This is a genomic window from Fundidesulfovibrio sp. YSD1 (genome assembly GCF_055397115.1).
The window spans coordinates 1,008,731-1,028,855 of record NZ_AP043666.1; the positions used below are offsets into that span (position 1 = coordinate 1,008,731).

Annotated in this window: 19 protein-coding genes; 12 read left to right on the plus strand and 7 right to left on the minus strand. The window is 67.4% G+C overall.

Translation table 11 applies throughout. The features are described from left to right. Positions 1-56 precede the first annotated feature (56 nt). The 7 genes from ACZ5V4_RS04815 (at position 57) to ACZ5V4_RS04845 (ending at position 7,297) form a co-directional block, all read left to right on the plus strand. Entirely contained in the window at positions 57-977 is a 921-nt protein-coding gene (locus ACZ5V4_RS04815) for an ABC transporter permease (protein ID WP_464317036.1), read from the plus strand. After that, positions 974-2,242 (plus strand): M16 family metallopeptidase, encoded by a 1,269-nt coding sequence (locus ACZ5V4_RS04820; RefSeq protein WP_464317037.1) that lies wholly within the window; start codon positions 974-976, stop codon positions 2,240-2,242. The genes ACZ5V4_RS04815 and ACZ5V4_RS04820 overlap by 4 nt, the downstream gene beginning before the upstream one ends. Then, positions 2,239-2,781 carry a macro domain-containing protein gene (locus tag ACZ5V4_RS04825; RefSeq protein WP_464317038.1) on the plus strand — a complete coding sequence of 181 codons (543 nt, stop codon included), beginning with the start codon at positions 2,239-2,241 and terminating at the stop codon, positions 2,779-2,781. Before ACZ5V4_RS04820 ends, ACZ5V4_RS04825 begins: the two co-directional genes overlap by 4 nt. 9 nt (positions 2,782-2,790) lie before the next feature. Beyond that, positions 2,791-3,333 (plus strand): ATP-dependent protease subunit HslV, encoded by a 543-nt coding sequence (gene hslV, locus ACZ5V4_RS04830; protein WP_464317039.1) that lies wholly within the window; start codon positions 2,791-2,793, stop codon positions 3,331-3,333. Beyond that, positions 3,330-4,697, plus strand: coding sequence for an ATP-dependent protease ATPase subunit HslU (hslU, locus tag ACZ5V4_RS04835; RefSeq protein ID WP_464317040.1), 1,368 nt, complete (start codon positions 3,330-3,332; stop codon positions 4,695-4,697). Before hslV ends, hslU begins: the two co-directional genes overlap by 4 nt. An 11-nt stretch (positions 4,698-4,708) precedes the next feature. Beyond that, positions 4,709-5,596 (plus strand): acetylglutamate kinase, encoded by an 888-nt coding sequence (gene argB, locus ACZ5V4_RS04840; RefSeq protein WP_464317041.1) that lies wholly within the window; start codon positions 4,709-4,711, stop codon positions 5,594-5,596. 105 nt (positions 5,597-5,701) lie between these two features. Then, the gene (locus ACZ5V4_RS04845) at positions 5,702-7,297 is read left to right on the plus strand and encodes a tetratricopeptide repeat protein (RefSeq protein WP_464317042.1); all 1,596 of its coding nucleotides are present in this window, start codon (positions 5,702-5,704) and stop codon (positions 7,295-7,297) included. A gap of 121 nt (positions 7,298-7,418) precedes the next feature. On the opposite strand, the gene pyrR is transcribed toward ACZ5V4_RS04845, so the two are convergent. After that, the gene (pyrR, locus tag ACZ5V4_RS04850; RefSeq protein ID WP_464317043.1) at positions 7,419-7,964 is read right to left on the minus strand and encodes a bifunctional pyr operon transcriptional regulator/uracil phosphoribosyltransferase PyrR; all 546 of its coding nucleotides are present in this window, start codon (positions 7,962-7,964) and stop codon (positions 7,419-7,421) included. A 144-nt stretch (positions 7,965-8,108) separates the two neighbouring features. Here pyrR and ACZ5V4_RS04855 point away from each other — a divergent pair, with 144 nt between their 5' ends. The 5 genes from ACZ5V4_RS04855 (at position 8,109) to ACZ5V4_RS04875 (ending at position 12,456) form a co-directional block, all read left to right on the plus strand. Continuing rightward, entirely contained in the window at positions 8,109-8,429 is a 321-nt protein-coding gene (locus tag ACZ5V4_RS04855; protein WP_464317044.1) for an IscA/HesB family protein, read from the plus strand. A 251-nt stretch (positions 8,430-8,680) separates the two neighbouring features. Then, positions 8,681-9,001 (plus strand): IscA/HesB family protein, encoded by a 321-nt coding sequence (locus ACZ5V4_RS04860; RefSeq protein WP_464317045.1) that lies wholly within the window; start codon positions 8,681-8,683, stop codon positions 8,999-9,001. A 235-nt stretch (positions 9,002-9,236) separates the two neighbouring features. After that, the gene (locus ACZ5V4_RS04865; RefSeq protein ID WP_464317046.1) at positions 9,237-9,626 is read left to right on the plus strand and encodes a response regulator transcription factor; all 390 of its coding nucleotides are present in this window, start codon (positions 9,237-9,239) and stop codon (positions 9,624-9,626) included. Between the two features lie 20 nt (positions 9,627-9,646). After that, on the plus strand, positions 9,647-11,392 hold the full coding sequence (locus ACZ5V4_RS04870; RefSeq protein ID WP_464317047.1) for an HD domain-containing phosphohydrolase: 1,746 nt from the start codon (positions 9,647-9,649) through the stop codon (positions 11,390-11,392). 32 nt (positions 11,393-11,424) lie between these two features. Beyond that, positions 11,425-12,456, plus strand: a complete 1,032-nt coding sequence (locus tag ACZ5V4_RS04875; RefSeq protein ID WP_464317048.1) for a threonine aldolase family protein — start codon at positions 11,425-11,427, stop codon at positions 12,454-12,456. A 263-nt stretch (positions 12,457-12,719) separates the two neighbouring features. Here ACZ5V4_RS04875 and fabZ read toward each other — a convergent pair whose 3' ends face one another. The 6 genes from fabZ to lysS all read right to left on the minus strand — a co-directional run bounded on the left by fabZ (position 12,720) and on the right by lysS (position 19,987). Further along, the gene (gene fabZ, locus ACZ5V4_RS04880) at positions 12,720-13,172 is read right to left on the minus strand and encodes a 3-hydroxyacyl-ACP dehydratase FabZ (protein ID WP_464317049.1); all 453 of its coding nucleotides are present in this window, start codon (positions 13,170-13,172) and stop codon (positions 12,720-12,722) included. A gap of 68 nt (positions 13,173-13,240) precedes the next feature. Continuing rightward, positions 13,241-13,753, minus strand: coding sequence for an OmpH/Skp family outer membrane protein (locus ACZ5V4_RS04885; protein WP_464317050.1), 513 nt, complete (start codon positions 13,751-13,753; stop codon positions 13,241-13,243). A 110-nt stretch (positions 13,754-13,863) separates the two neighbouring features. After that, on the minus strand, positions 13,864-16,542 hold the full coding sequence (gene bamA, locus ACZ5V4_RS04890; protein ID WP_464317051.1) for an outer membrane protein assembly factor BamA: 2,679 nt from the start codon (positions 16,540-16,542) through the stop codon (positions 13,864-13,866). Next, positions 16,529-17,212: an ABC transporter ATP-binding protein gene (locus ACZ5V4_RS04895; RefSeq protein WP_464317052.1), complete on the minus strand. Its 684-nt coding sequence runs from the start codon at positions 17,210-17,212 to the stop codon at positions 16,529-16,531. Before ACZ5V4_RS04895 ends, bamA begins: the two co-directional genes overlap by 14 nt. Continuing rightward, positions 17,205-18,434 (minus strand): lipoprotein-releasing ABC transporter permease subunit, encoded by a 1,230-nt coding sequence (locus ACZ5V4_RS04900; protein WP_464317053.1) that lies wholly within the window; start codon positions 18,432-18,434, stop codon positions 17,205-17,207. The genes ACZ5V4_RS04895 and ACZ5V4_RS04900 overlap by 8 nt, the downstream gene beginning before the upstream one ends. After that, a complete protein-coding gene (gene lysS, locus ACZ5V4_RS04905) occupies positions 18,431-19,987 on the minus strand; it encodes a lysine--tRNA ligase (RefSeq protein ID WP_464317811.1) in 1,557 nt (518 codons plus the stop codon). The genes ACZ5V4_RS04900 and lysS overlap by 4 nt, the downstream gene beginning before the upstream one ends. Between the last annotated feature and the right edge of the window lie 138 nt (positions 19,988-20,125).

Here is a 20,125-nt window from a genome sequence, read left to right on the forward strand (position 1 = left end):
GCGGGTGCCCCGGCACTTGGAAAGCGCGGCCCTCCGTGCTAGTGACCGGGAACTCCATGAACGACTTCATCTTTCTGCTCATCCTGACGCTCAAATCGTCCATGGCCGTGCTTCTGGCCGCCCAGGGGGAAGTGCTGGCGGAGCGCTCCGGCGTGATCAACCTGGGCCAGGAAGGCATGATGCTCATGGGAGCCCTCACGGGCTTCTACGTGGGCTACGCGACCCAGAACCCCCTGCTCGCCTTCGCGGCTGCCGGGGCCGTGGGCGCGCTGCTGGCCTGCCTGCACGGCTTCTTCGCCATCCGCCTGGGAGCCAACCAGCTGCTCTCGGGCATCGCCCTGACCATCCTGGGCACCGGGCTCTCCAACTACCTGGGGCGCGGGCTCATCGGGAAGATCGGCCTGCGCCTGCAGGAGACGCCCATTCCCGGCCTGGCGGACATCCCCTTCCTCGGGCCGGTGCTCTTCAAGCAGAACGCCGTGGTCTACGCGGGCTTCTGCGTGACGCTCCTCCTGTGGTTCCTGCTTTCGCGCACGCGCTTCGGCCTGGTGGTGCGCGCCTGCGGCGAGAACCCGGCCGCGGCCGACGCCATGGGCGTGAGCGTGGCCCGAACCCGCCTGGCCGCCCTGGCCGCCGGGGGCGTGCTCTCGGGCATGGCCGGGGCCTACCTCTCGCTGGTGTTCACCCCCGGCTGGAAGGAGGGCATCACGGCCGGGCAGGGCTGGATCGCCGTGGCCATCGTGATCTTCGCCGGGTGGAAGAGTGTCCCGGCCATGGCCGGGGCGCTCTTCTTCGGGCTGCTCTCGGCCCTGCAGTTCTTCTTCCAGGCCACCAGCATGCATGTGGTGCCGCTCTACGTGCTGCGCATCCTGCCCTACCTGCTGACCATCGTCACCCTGAGCCTGGCCGCCGCCCTGGGCCGCAAGGGGCACGCCCCGGCGGGCCTGGGCAAGCCATACTTCCGCGAGACCGCATGACCCCCTCCTACGACCACCGGCTGAACGTGCTGGACAACGGCCTGCGCATCGTCACCGAACGCCTTCCCGGAGCGCGCAGCGTGAGCTTCGGCATCTGGATCGAGGCCGGCTCGCGCCACGAGGCCCCGGGCCAGGAAGGCGCGGCGCACCTCTGGGAGCACCTGGCCTTCAAGGGCACTGCGCGCAGAAGCGCCCTGGACATCGCCAAGTCCCTGGACCTGCTGGGCGGGCACTCCAACGCCTACACCAGCCGCGAGCACACCTGCTTCCACGCCCGCGTGGTGGACAACCACCTGCCCGAAGCCCTGGACATCCTGGCCGACATCGCGCTCTCCCCGCGCCCCTCGGCCGACGACCTCTCCCGCGAGAAGGACGTGGTGCTCCAGGAGATCGCCATGGTGGAGGACGACCCCGAGGATTGCCTGATGGAGTCCTTCTGGGGGGCCATCTGGCCGGGCTGCCCGGTGGGGCACTCCATCCTGGGCACGCCCGCCACGGTGCGCGCCTTCGGCCTGCCCGGGCTCGACGCCTGGCGCACGGCGCATTACCGCCCGGGGAGCATGATCGTCTCCGCGGCCGGCAGCCTGGACCACGACGAATTCATGGCCCTGGCGGGCAAACACTTCGGAACGCTGCCCCCCGCCGGGACCGCGCCCGCACCCGGCGGCGGGGCCTACCGGCCCACGGCCTTCCTCAAGGAGCGCGACACCGAGCAGAGCCACGTGGCCCTGGCCTTCCCGGGCCTGGGCGCGTCGGACCCGCGCCGCTTCGCCATGGGCATGCTGAACGCCATCATGGGCGGGAACATGTCCTCCAGGCTCTTCCAGGAGGTGCGCGAGCGCCGGGGCCTGGCCTACACCGTCTACTCCTTCGCCAACTCGCTCACGGACCAGGGCGTGCTCCAGGTCTACGCCGCCGTGGACCCGGAGCGCACGGGCGAGCTGCTCGACTGCCTGCGCGGGGAGCTTCACAAGATCGCGCGCGGGGACGTGACCCCCGAGGAGCTGGAGCACGCCCGCGACCACATGCTCTCCGTGCTCTACCTGACCCTGGAGTCCAGCGAGGACCGCATGTCCCGCCTGGCGCGCAACCAGCTGATCCTCGGGCGCTTCGTGGCCCCGGAGGAGACCGCGGCCAGCTTCGAGGCCGTGACCCTCGAGGACGTGCGCGCCCTGGCCGCCGAGGTGCTCGACCCCGCTAGGGCCTCGGTGGCCGTCATGGGCCCGGAAATCGACCAGGACTGGGCCGGGGCCTTCAGGCCATGATCCGCTTCGACGCTTCGCCCGGAGTGCTGGGCCTGGCCCAGGGCGACATAGCGTCCTGGCCCGCGCAGGCCGTGGTCAACGCAGCCAACTCCCGCCTGGCCGGGGGCAGCGGCGTGGACGGTGCCATCCACGCGGCGGCCGGGCCGCTTCTCCCGCCCGCCTGCCGGGCCATCATCGCCGAGCGCGGGGAGGTCCCCGCCGGGCAGGCGGCCATCACCCCGGGCTTCGAGATGAGCGCGCGGTTCATCATCCACGCGGTTGGCCCGATCTGGCGCGGCGGCGGCCACGGCGAGCCCGAGGCCCTGGCCGGGGCCTACCGCGCGAGCCTCGCGCTCTGCCGCGAACACTCCATCGAAACCGTGGCCTTCCCGGCCATCAGCTGCGGGGTCTACGGCTACTCCATGGAGCTGGCCGCGCCCATCGCCCTGGGCGAACTCAGGCGCGGCCTGGCCGAGGGGTTGGTGCGCGAGGCCTGGATGGTGCTCTACTCCGAGCGCGCGTACGAAACCTGGCTGGGCATGGCCCGCAAAATCCTGTAGGAACATCCCATGGACATTCACGGCACCACCATTCTGGCCGTGCGCGACGCAAACGGCGTCGCCATGGCCGGAGACGGGCAAGTCACCTTCGGACAGGCCGTGGCCATGAAGCACTCCGCGCGCAAGGTCCGCCGCCTCTACAAGGAGCGCGTGCTGGCCGGGTTCGCGGGCTCCACGGCCGACGCCTTCACCCTCTTCGAGCGCTTCGAGGCCAAGCTGGAGGAATTCTCCGGCAACCTCACCCGCGCCGCCGTGGAACTGGCCAAGGACTGGCGCAAGGACAAGTTCCTGCGCCGCCTGGAAGCCATGCTCCTGGTGGCCGACGGCTCCACGATACTCATCCTCACGGGCGCGGGCGACGTGATCGAGCCCGACGACGGCCTGGCCGCCATCGGCTCGGGCGGCACCTACGCCCTGGCCGCCGCGCGCGCCCTGGCCCGCAACACGGAGCTCCCCGCCGCCGAGATCGCGCGCAAGGCCATGGACATCGCGGCCGAGCTGTGCGTCTTCACCAACTCCAACATCGTCCTGGAGACCGTGGACAGACAATGAGCACCCTGACCCCCCGCGAGACCGTCTCCGAGCTGGACCGCTACATCGTCGGGCAGAACGCCGCCAAGCGCATGGTGGCCATCGCCATGCGCAACCGCTGGCGCCGCCAGCAGGTGGACCCCTCCCTGCGCGACGAGATCGCGCCCAAGAACATCCTGATGATCGGCCCCACGGGCGTGGGCAAGACCGAAATCGCCCGCAGGCTCGCGCGCCTGGCCGGGTCGCCCTTCCACAAGGTCGAGGCCACCAAGTTCACCGAGGTGGGCTACGTGGGCCGCGACGTGGAGTCCATGGTCCGCGACCTCATGGAGATCGGCGTGCAGCTGGTGCGCAAGGAGGAGGCCGGGAAGGTGCGCGTGAAGGCCGAGGGGGCCGCCGAGGAGCGCCTGCTGGACCTTCTGCTTCCGGCCTCCAGGCCCGCGCAGTCGGCGTTCTACGGCGGCTCGCAGCCGCCCGTGCCCGCCCCCGGGGCCGAGGAGGCCCAGTCCACTCGCGACAAGCTCAGGCAGCTGTGGCGCAAGGGCTCGCTCGACGACAAGCACGTGGAGATGGAGGTCACGGTCTCCTCGCCGGGCGTGGAGATCATGGCCATGCCGGGCATGGAGGAGCTGGGCAGCCAGTTCAAGGACATGTTCTCCAAGGTGTTCCCCCAGAAGAGGAAGACCCGCAAGCTCAGGGTGCGCGAAGCCTACGACATCCTCGTGGTCGAGGAGTCCGAGAAGCTCGTGGACATGGACAAGGTGGCCGAGGCCGCCAAGGAACGCGTGGAGCAGTCGGGCATCCTGTTCATCGACGAGATCGACAAGATCTGCGGCCGCTCCGCCCAGGGCGGCTCGGGCCCGGACGTCTCCCGCGAGGGCGTGCAGCGCGACCTCCTGCCCGTGGTCGAGGGCTGCGTGGTGAACACCAAGTACGGCATGGTGCGCACCGACCACATCCTCTTCATCGCGGCCGGGGCCTTCCACCTGACCAAGCCTTCCGACCTCGTGCCCGAGCTCCAGGGCCGCTTCCCCTTGCGCGTGGAGCTCGAGCCCCTGGGCAGGGACGAATTTCTGCGCATCCTCACCGAGCCCCAGAACTCGCTCACCGTGCAGTACAAGGCGCTCCTGGCCACCGAGGGCGTCACGGTGGAGTTCCCCATGGACGGGCTCGAGGAGATGGCCTCCTTCGCCCAGAAGGTCAACGAGGACACCGAGAACATCGGCGCGCGCCGCCTCTACACCATCATGGAGAGGATCGTTCAGGACCTCTCCTTCGAGGCCCCGGACCGGGGCGGCGAGACGATCGTCATAGACCGCGCCTACGTGCGCCAGAAGCTTCAGGACGTCGCCGAGGACCGCGACCTCACCCGCTACATCCTCTAAAGGACACCGCCATGGAAAACTCCGCCGCCAGCCAGGCCAGAATGCTCCTGGAGTCGCTGCCCTACATCCGCAAGTTTCACGGCCAGACCGTGGTCATCAAGTACGGCGGCCACGCAATGAAGGACGAGCACCTGAAGAAGAGCTTCGCGCTCAACGTGGTGCTGCTCAAGTACATCGGGGTCAACCCCGTGATCGTGCACGGCGGCGGGCCGCAGATCGGCAAGATGCTCACGCAGCTGGGCATCGAGTCGACCTTCCGCGAGGGGCTTCGCGTCACGGACGACGCCACCATGGACGTGGTGGAGATGGTGCTGGTGGGGCGCGTGAACAAGGAGATCGTGAACCTGATCAACCTGCACGGCGGCACCTGCGTGGGGCTTTCGGGCAAGGACGGCTGGCTGATCAAGGTGAAAAAGCTGGAGATGGTCCTCGCGCGCGAGGACGCGCCGCCCGAGCTCATCGACCTGGGCAACGTGGGCGAGCCCTGCCACGTCAACGCCTCGATCATCAAGTCGCTCACGGCCAGCGGAGTGATCCCGGTGATCGCTCCCGTGGGCGTGGACGACGAGGGCCGCACCTACAACATCAACGCCGACACGGCCGCCGGGGCCATCGCCCAGGCGCTGGGCGCGCGCCGCCTGATCCTGCTGACCGACGTGGCCGGGGTGCTCGGCTCCGACGGTGAGCTCATCGAGACCATGGACCTGCGCGAGGCCAGCTGGGCCATCGAGGACGGCACGGCCAAGGGAGGCATGATCCCCAAGCTCAAGTGCTGCATGGAAGCCGTGCAGTCGGGCGTGGAAAAGGCCCACATCATCGACGGCCGCGTGGAGAACTCGCTGATTCTCGAGCTCTTCACCAAGCAGGGCATCGGCACCGAAGTCTGCATGAAGCGCTGACGGCCCGGCCGCCAGCGCCTGAAGAAAGCGCGGGCCGCCCTCCGGGGCGGCCTTTTTCGCGTCCGCGCCCTTGCATTCCCTGGCGTTGGGAAATACGCAGGAATGATGATCCGGACGAAAATCAAGGCCTTCGCGGCCGCCCTCGCCCTTTGGGCCTGCCTCGCCGCCACCGCCGCGCACGCCTCGGAGCGCGCCCTCGTGCTGCCCCTGCAGCCCGCCACGGGCACGCACTACGACGGCCTGGGGCCTGCGGTGCAGAACGTCATCGAGAACGTTCTGGCCCTGCACCCGGGCATCGAGGAGACCTACCTGATGCGCCACATCAGGGAGGTGTTCCCCGACGCCGGGGAGTTCCAGGCCTTCCTGCGCGGCCAGCGCCGGGAAGCGCGGGCCCTGGCGGCCGCCGTGCGCCAGGGCGCGCGCTACGTGTTCCACGGCGTGGTCCTGCCCGGGCTCTCGGCCGAGGTGACGGCCCTCGACACCATGACCGGCAAGAGCGTGTCGTCGATCGTGCCCATCGACCCGCAGGCAGGGCTCCTGGGGATGCGCCAGGCCATCCTCGAGCTTCTGGGGCAGGCCCTGGCCGAGCCCTTCCCTCCCGGGCAGGCGGCCAAGGCGCTCGCCCCGGAGGCGATCAGCATCTTCGCCCTCAGGAACCTCGGTCTTTCCTACGGCGCGTACATGATGGACGCCTTCATGCCCGCCAAGGCCAACTTGGGCATGGAGGCGGCCAGGCGCGCCCTGGTCGAGAGCGGGAACTCCTACCTCGTCACGAACATGATCGCCTGGCAGCTCTTCGCCGTGGGCGACTTGCTGCTCTCCGAGTCCCTCTTCCGCCAGGCGCTCCGGGCGGACCCCTCGGGCATCGACGCCCTGGACGGCATGATGCAGTGCGCCTTCCGCAAGGGCGGGTTCGACCAGGCCCTGCCCTGGGCCCTGCGCAAGGCCCGCGCCCGCGCCGAGGACACCGGGCCGGCGCTCTCGTCGCTCGCGCTCATGACGGGCCACCGCGCCCTCGAGGCCCGCAACCTGGGCAGGGCCATCAGCGAATTCAGGACGGCCGCCTCCCTGGACCCCTTCTCGGAGATCGCCGCGTTCAACCTCTCCATGGCCCTGGAGGCGGCCGGACGCCGGGACCAGGCGCTGGCCCCGCTGGACAAGCGCCTGTCCAGGCCCGCCAACCCGGCCATGCGGGCCATGGTCATCAACTTCAAGGCCAGGGTGGCCAGGTGGATGGCCGGGGACGCGCGCAGGGCGGGCAAGGCCGAGGAGGCCCGCAAGCTCCTGGACCTGGCCGTGACTCTCCTCAAGCAGAGCCCCCTGCCCGACGTGCACGAGTACTCCCTGAGCCTCCAGGCCCTGTCCGTGATGGCCATGGAGGCGGGCGACCCCCGCTCCGCCGAGGCCCTGCTCAAGCTTATCCTGCCGGACAAGGACACCGACCCGCTGCTGATAGAGGCCATGCTCGCCCGGGCGCGCGCCCAGGCCAACCGCATGGACGAGGCCCGGGACACGGCCAGGGCGTGCATGAACGCCGTGGCCGAGCGCGAGCGGACCATCGAGCCCGTGCCGGCCGGGGCCTACCTCCACCTGGGCAAGGCCCTGGAGATGCTCGGCGAGAACACCCTGGCGGGCGCGGTGAACAGGCGCGCGGACGCTGACCCCAGGCGCGCAGCGGCCCGGGACGGCGCGGAGGGCTGACGAAAGTCCCCGCACGGCCTTCACCGACGCTGGGACGCGGCGCAAAGGCCCCGAAACGAAAAACGCCCCGGAGCATTCCGGGGCGTTCGTTTTTCATGGCGTGGGGGCCGGGCGGGCGCGCCTACTCGATTCCCTCGCTGGCCAGGCGGACCTTGTCCTCGCCGTCGAGCTCCTTGACGTAGACGTCCACGCGCTCCTCGCGGGAGGTGGGCAGCTGCTTGCCCATGTAGTCCGCCTGGATGGGCAGCTCGCGGTGCCCACGGTCCACCAGGACCAGAAGCTCCACCTTCCTGGGGCGGCCGAAGTCCAGGATGGCCTCCAGGGCCGCGCGCACCGTGCGCCCGGAATAGAGCACGTCGTCCACCAGCACCACCTTGCGGCCGTCGATGGCGAAGGGGATGTCGGTCTGGTTGATCTGAGGCTGGTGGGCCAGGTTGGTCCAGTCGTCGCGGTAGAGGTTGATGTCGAGCTTGCCCAGGGGCACCTCGCAGCCGAGCCTGCCCTCCAGGATGCGGCGCAGGCGCTGGGCCAGCTCCACTCCCCGGCGCTGCACGCCCACCAGGGCCAGCTCCGTGCATTCGCCGTGGCGCTCCAGGATCTCGAAGGCCAGGCGCTCCAGGGTGCGCGACATCTCCTTGCCGTTCATGACTATCTTCTGACGCTTCATGACACTTCCGGGCAATACTGTTTTCCCGGCTCCTATCCGAATTCCTGGTGCAAGGCAAACGCGGGCATCACACATTCGTATTTGACCACACGATAGGTCGTACCTACTACATTGCGAATCGGCATTCCAAGAACGGAGGTTCACATGGTCACGATTTCCGAGCCCGCCAAGGCCAAACTCGACGAATACTTCTCCCAGAACGAGAAGTCCCCCATCCGCATATTCCTCGCCAGCTCCTGCGCGGGAACCAGGCTCGCCCTGGCCCTGGACGACCCCAAGGACACCGACGACGTGTTCGCGGTGGAAGGCTACTCCTTCGTGGTGGACAAGGAACTGGGCGGCAAGGCCGCGCCCCTGGGCGTGGACATCGACTGCTCCGGCTTCACCATCACCTCGAGCCTGCAGCTCGAGTCCGGCGGCGGCTGCGGCGGCTGCTCCTGCTCCAGCTCCGGCGGCTGCTCCTAACGGCCCGCCCGTCCCGAACCTTTCACGGCAAAGCCCGAAGCGCACGCGCGCTTCGGGCTTTTTTGCGCGCGCGGGGGAGCCGCGTCACAATTCCCCCTGATTTGGAATGATATACAAGGCGGACATCCCCCGATCACGACCAACGCGGCGAAAACCGCCTTGTTCCGCGCCTCCATAGATATCCTCGGCATTTGACAAACAACCTCATGGGGCTTACCTATCGGACGACCCACTCATTCAGGAGGCCCTTCATGTTTACCCTGACCGAGGCTGCCAAAAAGCAGCTTGATTCGTACTTCGCGGACAAGGAGAAATCTCCCATCCGCGTGTACCTCTCCTCCGGCGGCTGAGCTGGCCCCCGGCTGGCATTGGCTCTGGATGAGCCAAAAGATACCGACGACGTCTTCGACAACGATGGCTACTCCTTCATCATCGACAAGGAACTCATGAGCAAGGCCCAGCCCGTCACGGTGGACCTCTCCTACATGGGCTTCCAGGTGCACTCCAGCCTCGAACTGGGCGGCGGCGGTTGCGGGGGTTCCTGCTCCACCGGCTCCTGCTCGGGCAACTAGGACGCAAACCGGAAAGGCCGCCCGGGCACGCCTTTCAGAATTGCAACGTCAGTTTTGTCCGCGCGGCTCGCGCAGTGCGATCAAAGGCATTGCCCGAGCGAGCGCCAGCCAGGCAGGGGGCGGCGGAGCAATCCGCCGCCCTTTACTCTTTCCCGCTCCCTACGGCACTTCACCTCCGGCCCGAATTGGCGTAAGGCATTGCCACCTTCACGCACCGCAATGCCCAGGAGCTTCGATGCCAGGCAAGATTCTCATCATCGACGACGAGATCCACATCCGCATGCTCCTCGAACAGACCCTCGAAGACCTCGAGGAAGAATCCGGAGTGGCCATCCTCTCGGCGTCCAATGGTGAGGAGGGCCTGGAGATCATCCGCCGGGAAAAGCCCGACCTCGTCTTTCTGGACATCATGATGCCCAAGCTCAACGGCTACGAGGTCTGCCGCCGCGTGAAGGAGGACCCGGGCCTGGACGGCTCCCTGGACATCGTGCTCCTGACCGCCAAGGGCCAGGAGGTTGACCGCCGCCAGGGGCTGGAACTGGGCGCCAAGAAGTACATGACCAAACCCTTCGACCCCGACGAGGTCCTGGCCACGGCCCGCTCCCTGCTGGGCCTGGCCGGCTAGCTTCTTCGCCTCCGCACCCCATGGTTTTACGCAGATTCCTCCGCAACCACGACCTCGCGCCGCTTTTCGCCAAGGCCGCCGCCCTGCTCGATCCGGGCTGGGGTGTGGGCGTGGTGCAGGGGGGCAGGCTCCTGGCCGCGCACGGCCTGGACGAGACGGTCCTCGAAGGCCAGCGCTCCCCCCTGTGCAGCGCGGCCTTCGGCGTGGGCGGACACGCCGCCGGGAACGTGATCGCCGCCCCGGCATCCGGCGACGGTGCGTCCTCGTTCACGGCCAAAGCCCAGCACGTGGCCGATTTCCTGGCCCAGTCCATCGAGATGCTCCTGCGCCAGGACGAAGCCCGGCGCGCCCTGGCCTCGGACACGCTCCAGAAGTACCGTGAGCTGGCCCTCCTGCACCGGGCCACCGTGGGGCTCAACTCCTCGCTTCGGCTGCGCCAGGTGGGCAGGGCGCTTCTGGCCGAGTGCCAGTCCGGGGCATTGCCCACGGAGATGGGCATGCTCTTTCTGCGCGACGACGCCACGGGCGCGCTGCAACCCTTCGCCTCGTTCGGTCCGGCCTGGGAGAACTCCATGGACCGCCTGGCCGGGGGCACGCTCTTCAAGGACGTGCTCCAGGGCGGCAAGGGCGAACTCATAAGCGAACTCGAGGCCGACGCTCGCTGGCACCGCGAGGCCCCCAGGCTCAAGGCCCTGCTGGCCGCACCGGTCTTCTCGGGCGACTCGCTGACGGGCGCCCTCGTGCTGGCCACCGCCGGGGACACGCCCCTGGAGGCCATGCACCTCCAGTACGTGACCACCCTGGTCTCCGTGGCGGGTACGGCCATGGGCAACGCCGCGCACTTCGAGGGCATGCAGACGCTCCTGAAGGCCCTGCTCCAGGCCCTGGCCACGGCCATCGACGCACGCGACCCGTTCACGGCCGGACACTCGCACCGGGTGGCCCGCCTGGCCGTGGCCCTGGCCAAGGCCGTGCACGAGGACCGGGAGATCTTCCCCGACGTGGCCTTCACCCCCAACGACCTGATCGAGATCTACTACGCGGGGCTCCTGCACGACGTGGGCAAGATCGGGGTGCGCGAACAGGTGCTCACCAAGGCCACCCGCCTGCCCGAACAGCACATGACCGTCGTCGCCATGCGCATGGCCCTGCTTTCTGAGCTCACCGGCGACCCCTGGGAGAGCGACTTCGAGCACCTGAAGCGCATCAACCGCGCCGACACCCTGAGCGGCGAGGACGCCTCGCTGGTGGCGGAGCTCTCCCGGCGCGAGATAGCGGCCTACGGCAAGGCAGTGCCCATGCTCACCGAGGACGAGGTGCTGGCGCTCCTCCTGCCGCGCGGCAACTTGCTGCCCGAGGAGCGGCGCGAGATCGAGCGCCACCCCACCGAGAGCTTCCGCATCCTCCAGCACATCCCCTTCCCCAAGACCATGGCCAACCTGCTGGACATCATCTGCCAGCACCACGAGCGCCTGGACGGCTCGGGCTACCCGGCCGGGCTCAAGGAGGCCGAGATATCGCTCACGGCGCGCATGCTCATGATCGTGGACATCTACGACGCCATCACCATGGAGCGCCACTACAAGCCCGCCCTGCCCCGCGAGAAGGCCATGCGCGTCATCGAGGAGGAGGCGGCCCTCGGCAAACTCGACAAGCGGCTCGTGCGCCTCATGGCCCTGCGCATCGAAGAGATCGAGGAGGAGTCCCTGCGCATGGCCATGCACCAGGACTTCGACGCCATCATCAGCCAGAACGGCGCGGCCTGAGCCGCGCCCCATCCCCCTTCCGGAGTTTTACCATGCGCAGTTTCGCCAGCGACAACAATTCCGGCGTGCATCCGTCCGTCATGGCCGCCATGGCCGAGGCCAACCGGGACCACGCCGTGGGCTACGGCGACGACCCCTGGACCAGGCGCGCCGAGGATGCCTTCCGAAACGAGTTCGGCCCGGACTCGAGCGTTCATTTCGTGTTCCTGGGCACCGCGGCCAACGTGCTCTCGCTCTCGGCGCTCACCAGGCCCTACAACGCCGTTGCCTGCGCCAGGACCGCGCACATCAACGTGGACGAGTGCGGCGCGCCCGAGCGCTTCCTGGGCTGCAAGCTGACCGCGTTCCCCGGCCGGGACGGCAAGATAGCGCCCGAGGACGTGCTGCCGGTGCTTGGCGACCTGGGCAACGAGCACCACAACCAGCCCAGGGTGATCTCCATCACCCAGTCCACCGAGCTCGGCACCCTCTACCGCCCCGAAGAGGTCCGGGCCCTGGCCGATCTCGCCCACGGAAACGGCATGTTCCTGCATATGGACGGGGCGCGCATCGCCAACGCGGCCGAGGCCTTGGGGCTCTCCCTGGCCCAGGCCACGGGCGAGCTTGGCGTGGACGTGCTCAGCTTCGGGGGCACCAAGAACGGCATGATGTACGGCGAGGCAGTGGTGTTCTTCCGGCCCGAGTTGGCGCGGGAGTTCCGCTTCCTGCGCAAGCAGGCCATGCAACTGGCCTCCAAGATGCGCTTCATTTCGGCCCAGTTCAGCGCGCTCCTGGAGGGCGGGCTGTGGCGTGAGAACGCGGCCAACTCCAACAGCATGGCCAGAGTCCTGGCCGAGGCCGCAGGGGCCGTGCCCGGGGTCGAGATCACCCGGCCCGTGGAGACGAACGCCGTGTTCGCGCGCATCCCCGCCCGGGCCGTGGAGGCGCTCAAGGAGGAGTACTTCTTTTACGTCTGGAACCCGTCGCCAGCCGAAGCCCCGGAAGTGCGCTGGATGTGCTCGTTCGACACCACGCGCGAGGACGTGGAAGGCTTCGCGGCCGCGCTGAAGCGGGCCATGGCGTAGCGCGGGCCTCGGAGAGAAGATCATTGCATTCGCCCCGTGCCCCTTGGGCGGGCGAGGCAGGCGCGCGACGGCTCGGGCCGATTTGAAGACGACCCGTCGCCGCCGCGCGCCTGCCTCGCCCACCCAAGGGACACGGGGCTTGTTTGTTTCGACGGGGGACAAGGGGGGAAGAACAAGAGTGTCGCCGGGAGACGGCGCGAAGCAAAAAGCCGGGGTCCGGGGGGAGGCTTCTCCCCCCGGCGGGATACGGGGCAGCGCCGCGACTAGAATTTGGAGCGGTCCACCACGGCGGCGGTGAGTTCGGCTTCGCAGGCCAGGGCGCCGTCCACGGTGGCGCGGCCGGTCATGCGCCAGAGGCCGAGCTTCTGCTTCACGTCGGAAACGGAGAGGATCAGCTGGTCGCCGGGCAGCACGGGCCTGCGGAATTTGGCGTTGTTGATGCCGGTGAACATGAAGAGCTTGTCGTCCAGGCCTTCGCGCGAGAGCGCCAGGAGGAGCCCCCCGGCCTGGGCCATGGCCTCGAGCTGGAGCACGCCGGGCATCACGGGCTTGTCCGGGAAGTGGCCCTGGAAGAAGGGCTCGTTGAACGTCACGTTCTTCAGGGCCTTGAGCGACGTTTCCTTCTCGAATTCGAGCACCTTGTCCACGAGCAGGAAGGGGTAGCGGTGCGGCAGGAGCTTGAGGATCTCGGTGACGGGGATGGGAGTGGCAACCATGGCTCCTCCTTTGGGGTAAAAAAAAGGCGGCCTCCCGGCAGGGAAGCCGCCCCTTAGACGAGCGTTCGCTATTTCTTGGCGGCGGATTCGAAGGCCTTGGTGATCTCGGCGGTCAGGTCCATGCCGGAGGCGTAGAGCACTGCGCGGCGCTCGATGATCAGCGAGTAGCCGTTCTTCTTGGCGTAGTCGGAGATGACCTGGTCGAAGACCTTCATCAGGGGGTCGAGCACGCGCTGGCGCTCCTCGCCCATCTGCTGGTTGAAGGAGTTCTGGTCGTCCATCATCTTCTTGAACTTGGCTTCCATCTCGGACTGCATGCGCTGCTTGGCCTCGGCGGACAGCGTGACGCTCTGCTTGCGGAAGTTCTCGTCCATCTTCTTGAGGTCTTCGCTCTGGCGGGACAGCTCGCGCTGCTTGGCCTCGGCCTTGCCCTGGAGGTCCTGAATGGCCCTCTTGCCGGCGGCGGAGTTCATCACGACTTCCTCGGAGTTGACCACGCCGATCTTGTCGGCCGCCTGGGCCATCACGGGCAGGGCGATGATCACACTGGCGAGCAGCATGTATTTAAGCACTTTACGCATCTCTCTCGTTCTCCTTTCTCTCCAGGCGGTTCGGTGTGTGGTCCATCTGCGGGAACGGCGTCCCGAGGCGATGCTCACATACCCTTTTGCGCTGAATGTCAAGCCCCAGGTTAGAATGTCTGCCCCATGGTGAAGCCGATCTGCCAACGTTCCTGACCGTGCTGGATCTCGTCCAGGCCGTAGCCGACCTCGACGCGGATGAGGCCCATGGGAGAGAACCAGCGCACGCCGCCGCCCAGCGACTTGACGAAGCTCAGGTTGAGGCCGTCGCGCATGCGCCAGACGGTGTTGCCCGCGTCGAAGAAGCCCAGGCCGTAGACGCCGTACTGCTTGCTGATGGGGAAGATGTACTCCAGGTTGGCGAAGTACATGGTGTCGCCGCCGATGCGCTCGTTGGTGCGGTGGTCCTTGGGGGAGATCTTGTCGGTCTCGTAGCCGCGGATGTTGCCGATGCCGCCCAAGTAGAAGCGCTCGAAGACGGGGATGTCGCCGAAGCCGTTCTCGAAGAGGACGCCGGTCTGGGCGCGGGCGTGGAAGACCGTCTCCCAGAACAGGGGGTAGTAGTAGTTGAAGCTGTAGAAGGCCCTGATGAAGCCGCGGTCGCCGCCGAGGCCCGCGTATTCGAGCGAGGCCTCGTTGATGGTGCCCTTGGTGGGCTTGGTGCGGCTGTCGGTGGTGTCGCGCACCGCGCCCGTGACCACGGAACTGGTCCAGTGGATGCCCTTGGACTCCTGGATGACGTAGGAGGCCATGGGGTTGGTGCGGTAGACGTCGTCGCGGGTGAGGCGGTAGTCCAGGCGCAGGTTGGTGTACTCGCCCAGGGGGTAGCCGAAGCGGAGCATGCCGCCCTGGGTCTGCTTGTAGAAGTCGGAGTAGCGGCGGAAGGTGCTGAAGGCGTCCACGCCGAAGGACAGCTTGGAGTCGTAGACTGCCGGGTTGGTGAACGAGCCCACGAAGCGGTTGGTCACGCCCGAGAACATGCCCTGGAACTGGACCCCGTAGCCCTTGCCGAAGAGGTTGCGCTCCTCCACGGAGCCGCCCACGAACACGGAGTCGTAGGTGGAGTAGCCAACGCCCGCCGAGATGGAGCCGGTGTTCTTGTCCTTCACGCGGACGCGGATGTCGACCTCGGTGGGGTTCTCGGTGGGCACGGTCTCCACGTCCACCTTGTCGAAGTAGTCGAGCTTGTTCAGGCGCTCGTTGGAGCGCTTGAGCGCGGTGCCGGAGAACAGGTCGCCGTCGGAGAGGCGCAACTCGCGGCGGATGACGTTCTCGCGGGTGCGGTCGTTGCCCTCGATGGACACGCGGCGCACGTACACCTTCTGGCCCTTGTTCAGCACGTAGGTGACGTCGACGACCTTCTCCTCGCCGCGCTTCTGGAGGTCGATGTCGGACTCGGCGAAGGCGTAGCCCATGTCGGAGTACGCCTCGTTGAGCTTGGTGATGTCGTCGCGGACCACGGAGCGGTCGAAGTAGTCCTTCTTCTGCGCCATCTGGGGCAGCTTGGTGATCTCGCGCAGCTTCTTGTCGTCGAGCAGCAGGTCGCCCTTGAAGTCGACCTTTCCCAGTTTGTAGCGCTCGCCTTCCTCCACCTGGAAGGTCAGGTAGATGCCGTCGTCCTTGATGTCCACCTGGGGCTGGCCCACGCGGGCGTCGATGAAGCCGCGGTTGGTGTAGTAGTTCTCGATGGCGGCGGAGTCGCGCTCGAGGAGCTCCTCCTTGAGCACGCCGGTCTGGAGGATCCAGGAGAGGAAGCCCTTCTCCTTGAGGCCCATCTGGTCCTTGAGGTCGGAGGGATCGACCTGCTTGGCGCCCTCGATGGTGATCTTCCTGATGTAGAGCTTCTGGGACTCCTTGACCACGACGTTCAGCCGGGCCATGCGCGGGTCGGTCTGCTCGAGCCGGTAGTCCACGGTGGTCTGGTAGTAGCCCTTCTTGCGGTAGAGCTCGCGGACCTTCTCCAGGTCGTCGGCCAGCACCTGCATGTTCAGCACGGAGCCGGCCTTGGTGCCCATGGCCTCGAGGATGTCGTCGCGCTTGATCTCGGAGTTGCCCGTGACGCTCACGGCCTGGATGCGCGGCTTCTCCTTGACCACGAAGACCACGCGCTTGCCGCCGCGCACGTCCTCGAGCTTGACCTGCACGTCGTCGAAGTAGCCCAGCTCATAGAGGCGCTTGAGGTCGTCGTTGACGGTCTTGGAGTCGAAGGGCTCGCCCGCCTGGGTCTTGACCTTGAGCAGGATGACGTCCTTTTCCAGGGCGTTGTTGCCCTCGACGTCGAGCTCGGTGACCTTCACGCCGGAGACCTCGGCGGACGCGGACGCGGGGGCCTGCGGCTTGACCTTGGAGGCGACCTCGTCCATGGCCGAGGACAGGGCCACGAGGTTCGGGCGGGTGACGAACACCGACTGGGGCTCCTCGGAGCCCTGGGCGTTCACGGACTTGGCGTCGATGGAAATGGTTTCGCCCACCTGATTGAGCGTGCCGTAGACGGCGCTGCCGGCACCGGCCGCGCGGGCGGCCCTGCGGGCGTCGTCGGCTCCGGCGGGAGCCTTGGCCCCCTTGGCCGAGGAATGGTCCACCACGTTGGCGCCCTGGCTCTTGAGGCTCGCGGCCAGGAGCTTGCCCGCGCTGGCGGCCAGTGCCTTGGAGTCGCCCGGCGCGTTCACGGTGAAGGGCAGCACCAGCACCTTGCCCGGCTGGGCCTGGGCGAAAGCGGGCAGCGCCGCGCACAGGACCATGGAGGCCAGAAAAGCCAGGACCACACCGGCACGCTTACGGCCGCTCATAGAGTTCTCCACCATGCAGTTCCATCCGTCGGCCCATGAGTTGGGCCAGGTTATGGTTGTGGGTGACCACGACCAGTGTCATTCCGAGTTCGCCGTTGAGCCTGGCGAGCAGTTCGCCCACGCGCCGGCCTGTGGCTTCGTCGAGGTTTCCGGTGGGCTCGTCGGCCAGCAGGGCCCGGGGGCCCAGCAGCACCGCGCGCGCGATGGCAGCGCGCTGCCGCTCGCCGCCGGACAGCGTTGTTACCCTGTGATGCAGCCTTTGTTCAAGCCCTAAAAGCCCCAGGGCGGCGGCGGCCTTGTCGAAGGCCTCTTCCCGGGGCATGCCCGCGATGATGGCAGGCATGGCCGCGTTCTCCAGGGCCGTGAACTCCGGCAGGAGGTGGTGGAACTGGAACACGAAGCCGATGGCCTTGTTGCGCAGCTTCGCGGCCTCCTGGGCCTTGAGCCGGGTTATGTCCCTGCCGTCGAACTCCACCGTGCCCCTGCTTGGGGTGTCCAGCGCGCCCAGCATGTGCAAAAGCGTGGACTTGCCGGAGCCCGAGGCCCCGAGCACGGCCAGGGACTCGCCAGCCGCGATCTCCAGGTCGATGTCCCCCAGCACGCGCACGGACTCGGCCGGGCCGGGGTAGTCCTTGCCCACGCCGGTGAGCCTGTAGAGGGGGCTAGTCATGCCGCAGGGCCTCCACGGGTTTCAGAGACGCGGCGCGGCTCGCGGGATACAGCGTGGACACGAAACACAGCGTGAACGCGGTGGCGCCGATCACGGCGAGGTCCACCCAGTTGAGCAGCACCGGGATGGTGTCCATGGGGTAGACGTCCGGGGGCAGCTTGATGAACTGGAACTCCTTGAGCGCCAGCGCGGCCGAGACGCCCAAAACGTAGCCCATGACCGTGCCCACGGCCCCGATGATGCTGCCCTGGAGCAGGAAGATGCGCCGGATGGAATCGCTGGTGGCCCCCATGGACATGAGGATCGCGATGTCGCGCGTCTTCTCCATGACGAGGAGCACCAGCGACGTGATGATGGAGAACGACCCCACCAGCACGATCATCACCAGCACCACGAACATCCCGGCCTTCTCGAGCTTGAGCGCGGCGAAAATGTTGCCGTTCATGTCGATCCAGGTGCGCGAGTAGAAGGGCATGCCGCCCAGCGCCTTGACGATCTCGTCGCCGATCCTCTGGGCCGCGTCCGGGTCCTTGAGGCGCACGTCCAGGTACATGGCGTCCCCGGCCTTGAAGCCGAGCATCTCCTGGGCCGCGGCGAGGGAGACGAAGGCCGAGGACGAGTCGTACTCGTACATGTGGGTCTTGAAGATGCCCGCCACGCGAAACACCTTGACCTTGGGCGTGAAGCCCACGGCCGAGCCGCGCAGCGACGGGGTGAGCACGTTCACGGTGGAGCCCACGGAGAGGCCCATGCGCGAGGCCAGCTCGCTGCCCAGCAGGATGCCCGGCAGCTCGCCCTGGCCCTCCAGGGCCTCCACGGAGCCCTCGACCATGTCCTTGTGGATGGTCAGCACGTTGCGCGCGCTTTGCGGGTCCATCCCGCGCAGGATCACGCCCTTGGGCGCGCCGGACTTGGAGAGCATCACCTCGGAGTAGATGATGGGCGTCACCGCGCTCACGCCGGGCACGGCGGCCACGGTCTGCATCCTGGCCTCGTAGTTGCGCAGGGGAGCGCCCGCCACGCCCGTGATCACGTGGGAGGAAAGCCCCAGGAGCTTGTCGCGGAACTCGGTGGAAAAGCCGCTCATCACGGACATCGTCACGATCAGAGCGGCCACGCCGAGGCCCACGCCCAGCACGGACATGAGCGAGATAACCGAGATGAACGAGTTCTCCCGCTTGGTCAGCAGGTAGCGCAGGGCTATGAAGAGTTCGAATTTCATTCCGCTGGCGCGCCCTCCGGCTTGAGTAGCGGAAAGAGGATCACTTCGCGGATGGAGGCCGAATCCGTGAGCAGCATCACCAGGCGGTCGATGCCGATGCCCTGTCCGGCCGCCGGGGGCATGCCGTACTCCAGGGCGCGCACGTAATCCTCGTCCATGTAGTGGGCCTCGTCGTCGCCCGCGTCCTTCTCGGCCACCTGCTCCTCGAAGCGCAGGCGCTGGTCAACGGGGTCGTTGAGCTCGGAGAAGGCGTTGGCCATCTCGCGCCCGGCGATGAAGAGCTCGAAGCGGTCGGTCACGTCCGGGTTGGCCTCGTTGCGGCGAGACAGGGGCGAGATGTCCGTGGGGTAGCTGTAGATGAACGTGGGTTGGATGAGCTTGGGCTCGACGAAAAGGTCGAAGAGCTTGGCCTGGAGCTTGCCGAGCTTCTCGCCCTTGAGCACCTTTTCCCCGCTTTTGAGCACGTGGGCCTTGCAGGCCTCGTAGTCCAGGTAGATCTCGGGAGAGACCCCGCCGATGCTCTCCAGCGACTCGTGGAAGCCCACGCGGCGCCAGGTTCCGGCGGTGAGGTCGATCTCCTGGCCCTGGTAGGTCACCTTGCTCGATCCGCACACGGCCACGGCCAGGCGCGAGAAGAGCTCCTCGGTCAGGTCCATGAGGTCGTCGAACCGGGCGTAGGCCCAGTAGAACTCGCACATGGTGAATTCCGGGTTGTGCTGGGTGGAGACGCCCTCGTTGCGGAAGTTGCGGCCCACCTCGTAGACCTTTTCGAAGCCGCCCACCAGCAGGCGCTTGAGGTAGAGCTCCGGCGCGATGCGCATGTAGAGCTGGATGTCCAGGGCGTTGTGGTGGGTGGTGAAGGGCTTGGCCGTGGCGCCGCCGGGGATGGCTTGCATCATGGGCGTCTCGACCTCGACGAAGCCGCGCCCGTCGAAGAAGCGGCGCAGCTCCGAGACGATCTTCGTGCGGATCTTGAAGATCTCGGCCGTGCGCGGGGTGACGATCAGGTCCACGTAGCGCTGGCGGTAGCGGATCTCCACGTCCTTCAGGCCGTGGTACTTCTCGGGCAGCGGGCGCATGGACTTGGTGAGCAGCCGGGCCTCGACGCACGACAAGGTGAGCTCGCCGGTCTTGGTGCGGAAAAGCCGCCCCGTGACGCCCACGATGTCGCCGATGTCGAATTTCCTGAAGACGCCGTAGGGGCCCTCGCCCATCTCCTCGCGGGAGGCGTAGCACTGCATCTTGCCGGAGGCGTCCTGCACGTGGAAGAAGGCCACCTTGCCGAAGGAGCGCAGGGCGACGATGCGCCCGGCCAGGGAGAAGGAGCCCTCCAGCGCGGCCAGGGCCTCCTCGTCCATGGGCTCGTGGCCGGCCATGGTCTCGCCGATGTTCGCGGTCTTGACGAAATCGTTGGGATAGAGCGGAACGTCACCGTCCAGGAGCTGACAGGCCTTGGCGACCCGGTTCTTGAGGACTTCGTTGAGCTCGTCACGGCTGGCGAGTGCTTCCAGCAGGGGATAGAACCGCTCGGCCTTGTCCGATTTCACTGGCAGCTTGAAATCGCGGCGGCGGGGCTTTTCTTGGGATGCCAAAGGATCACTCCATGTCGGTCTATGGAAGGGTAAAAGCGAATCCGCGTGACCTAAGACAAAACCCCCCGAGCGTCAAGAAACCGTGGTGGGAGAGAAAAA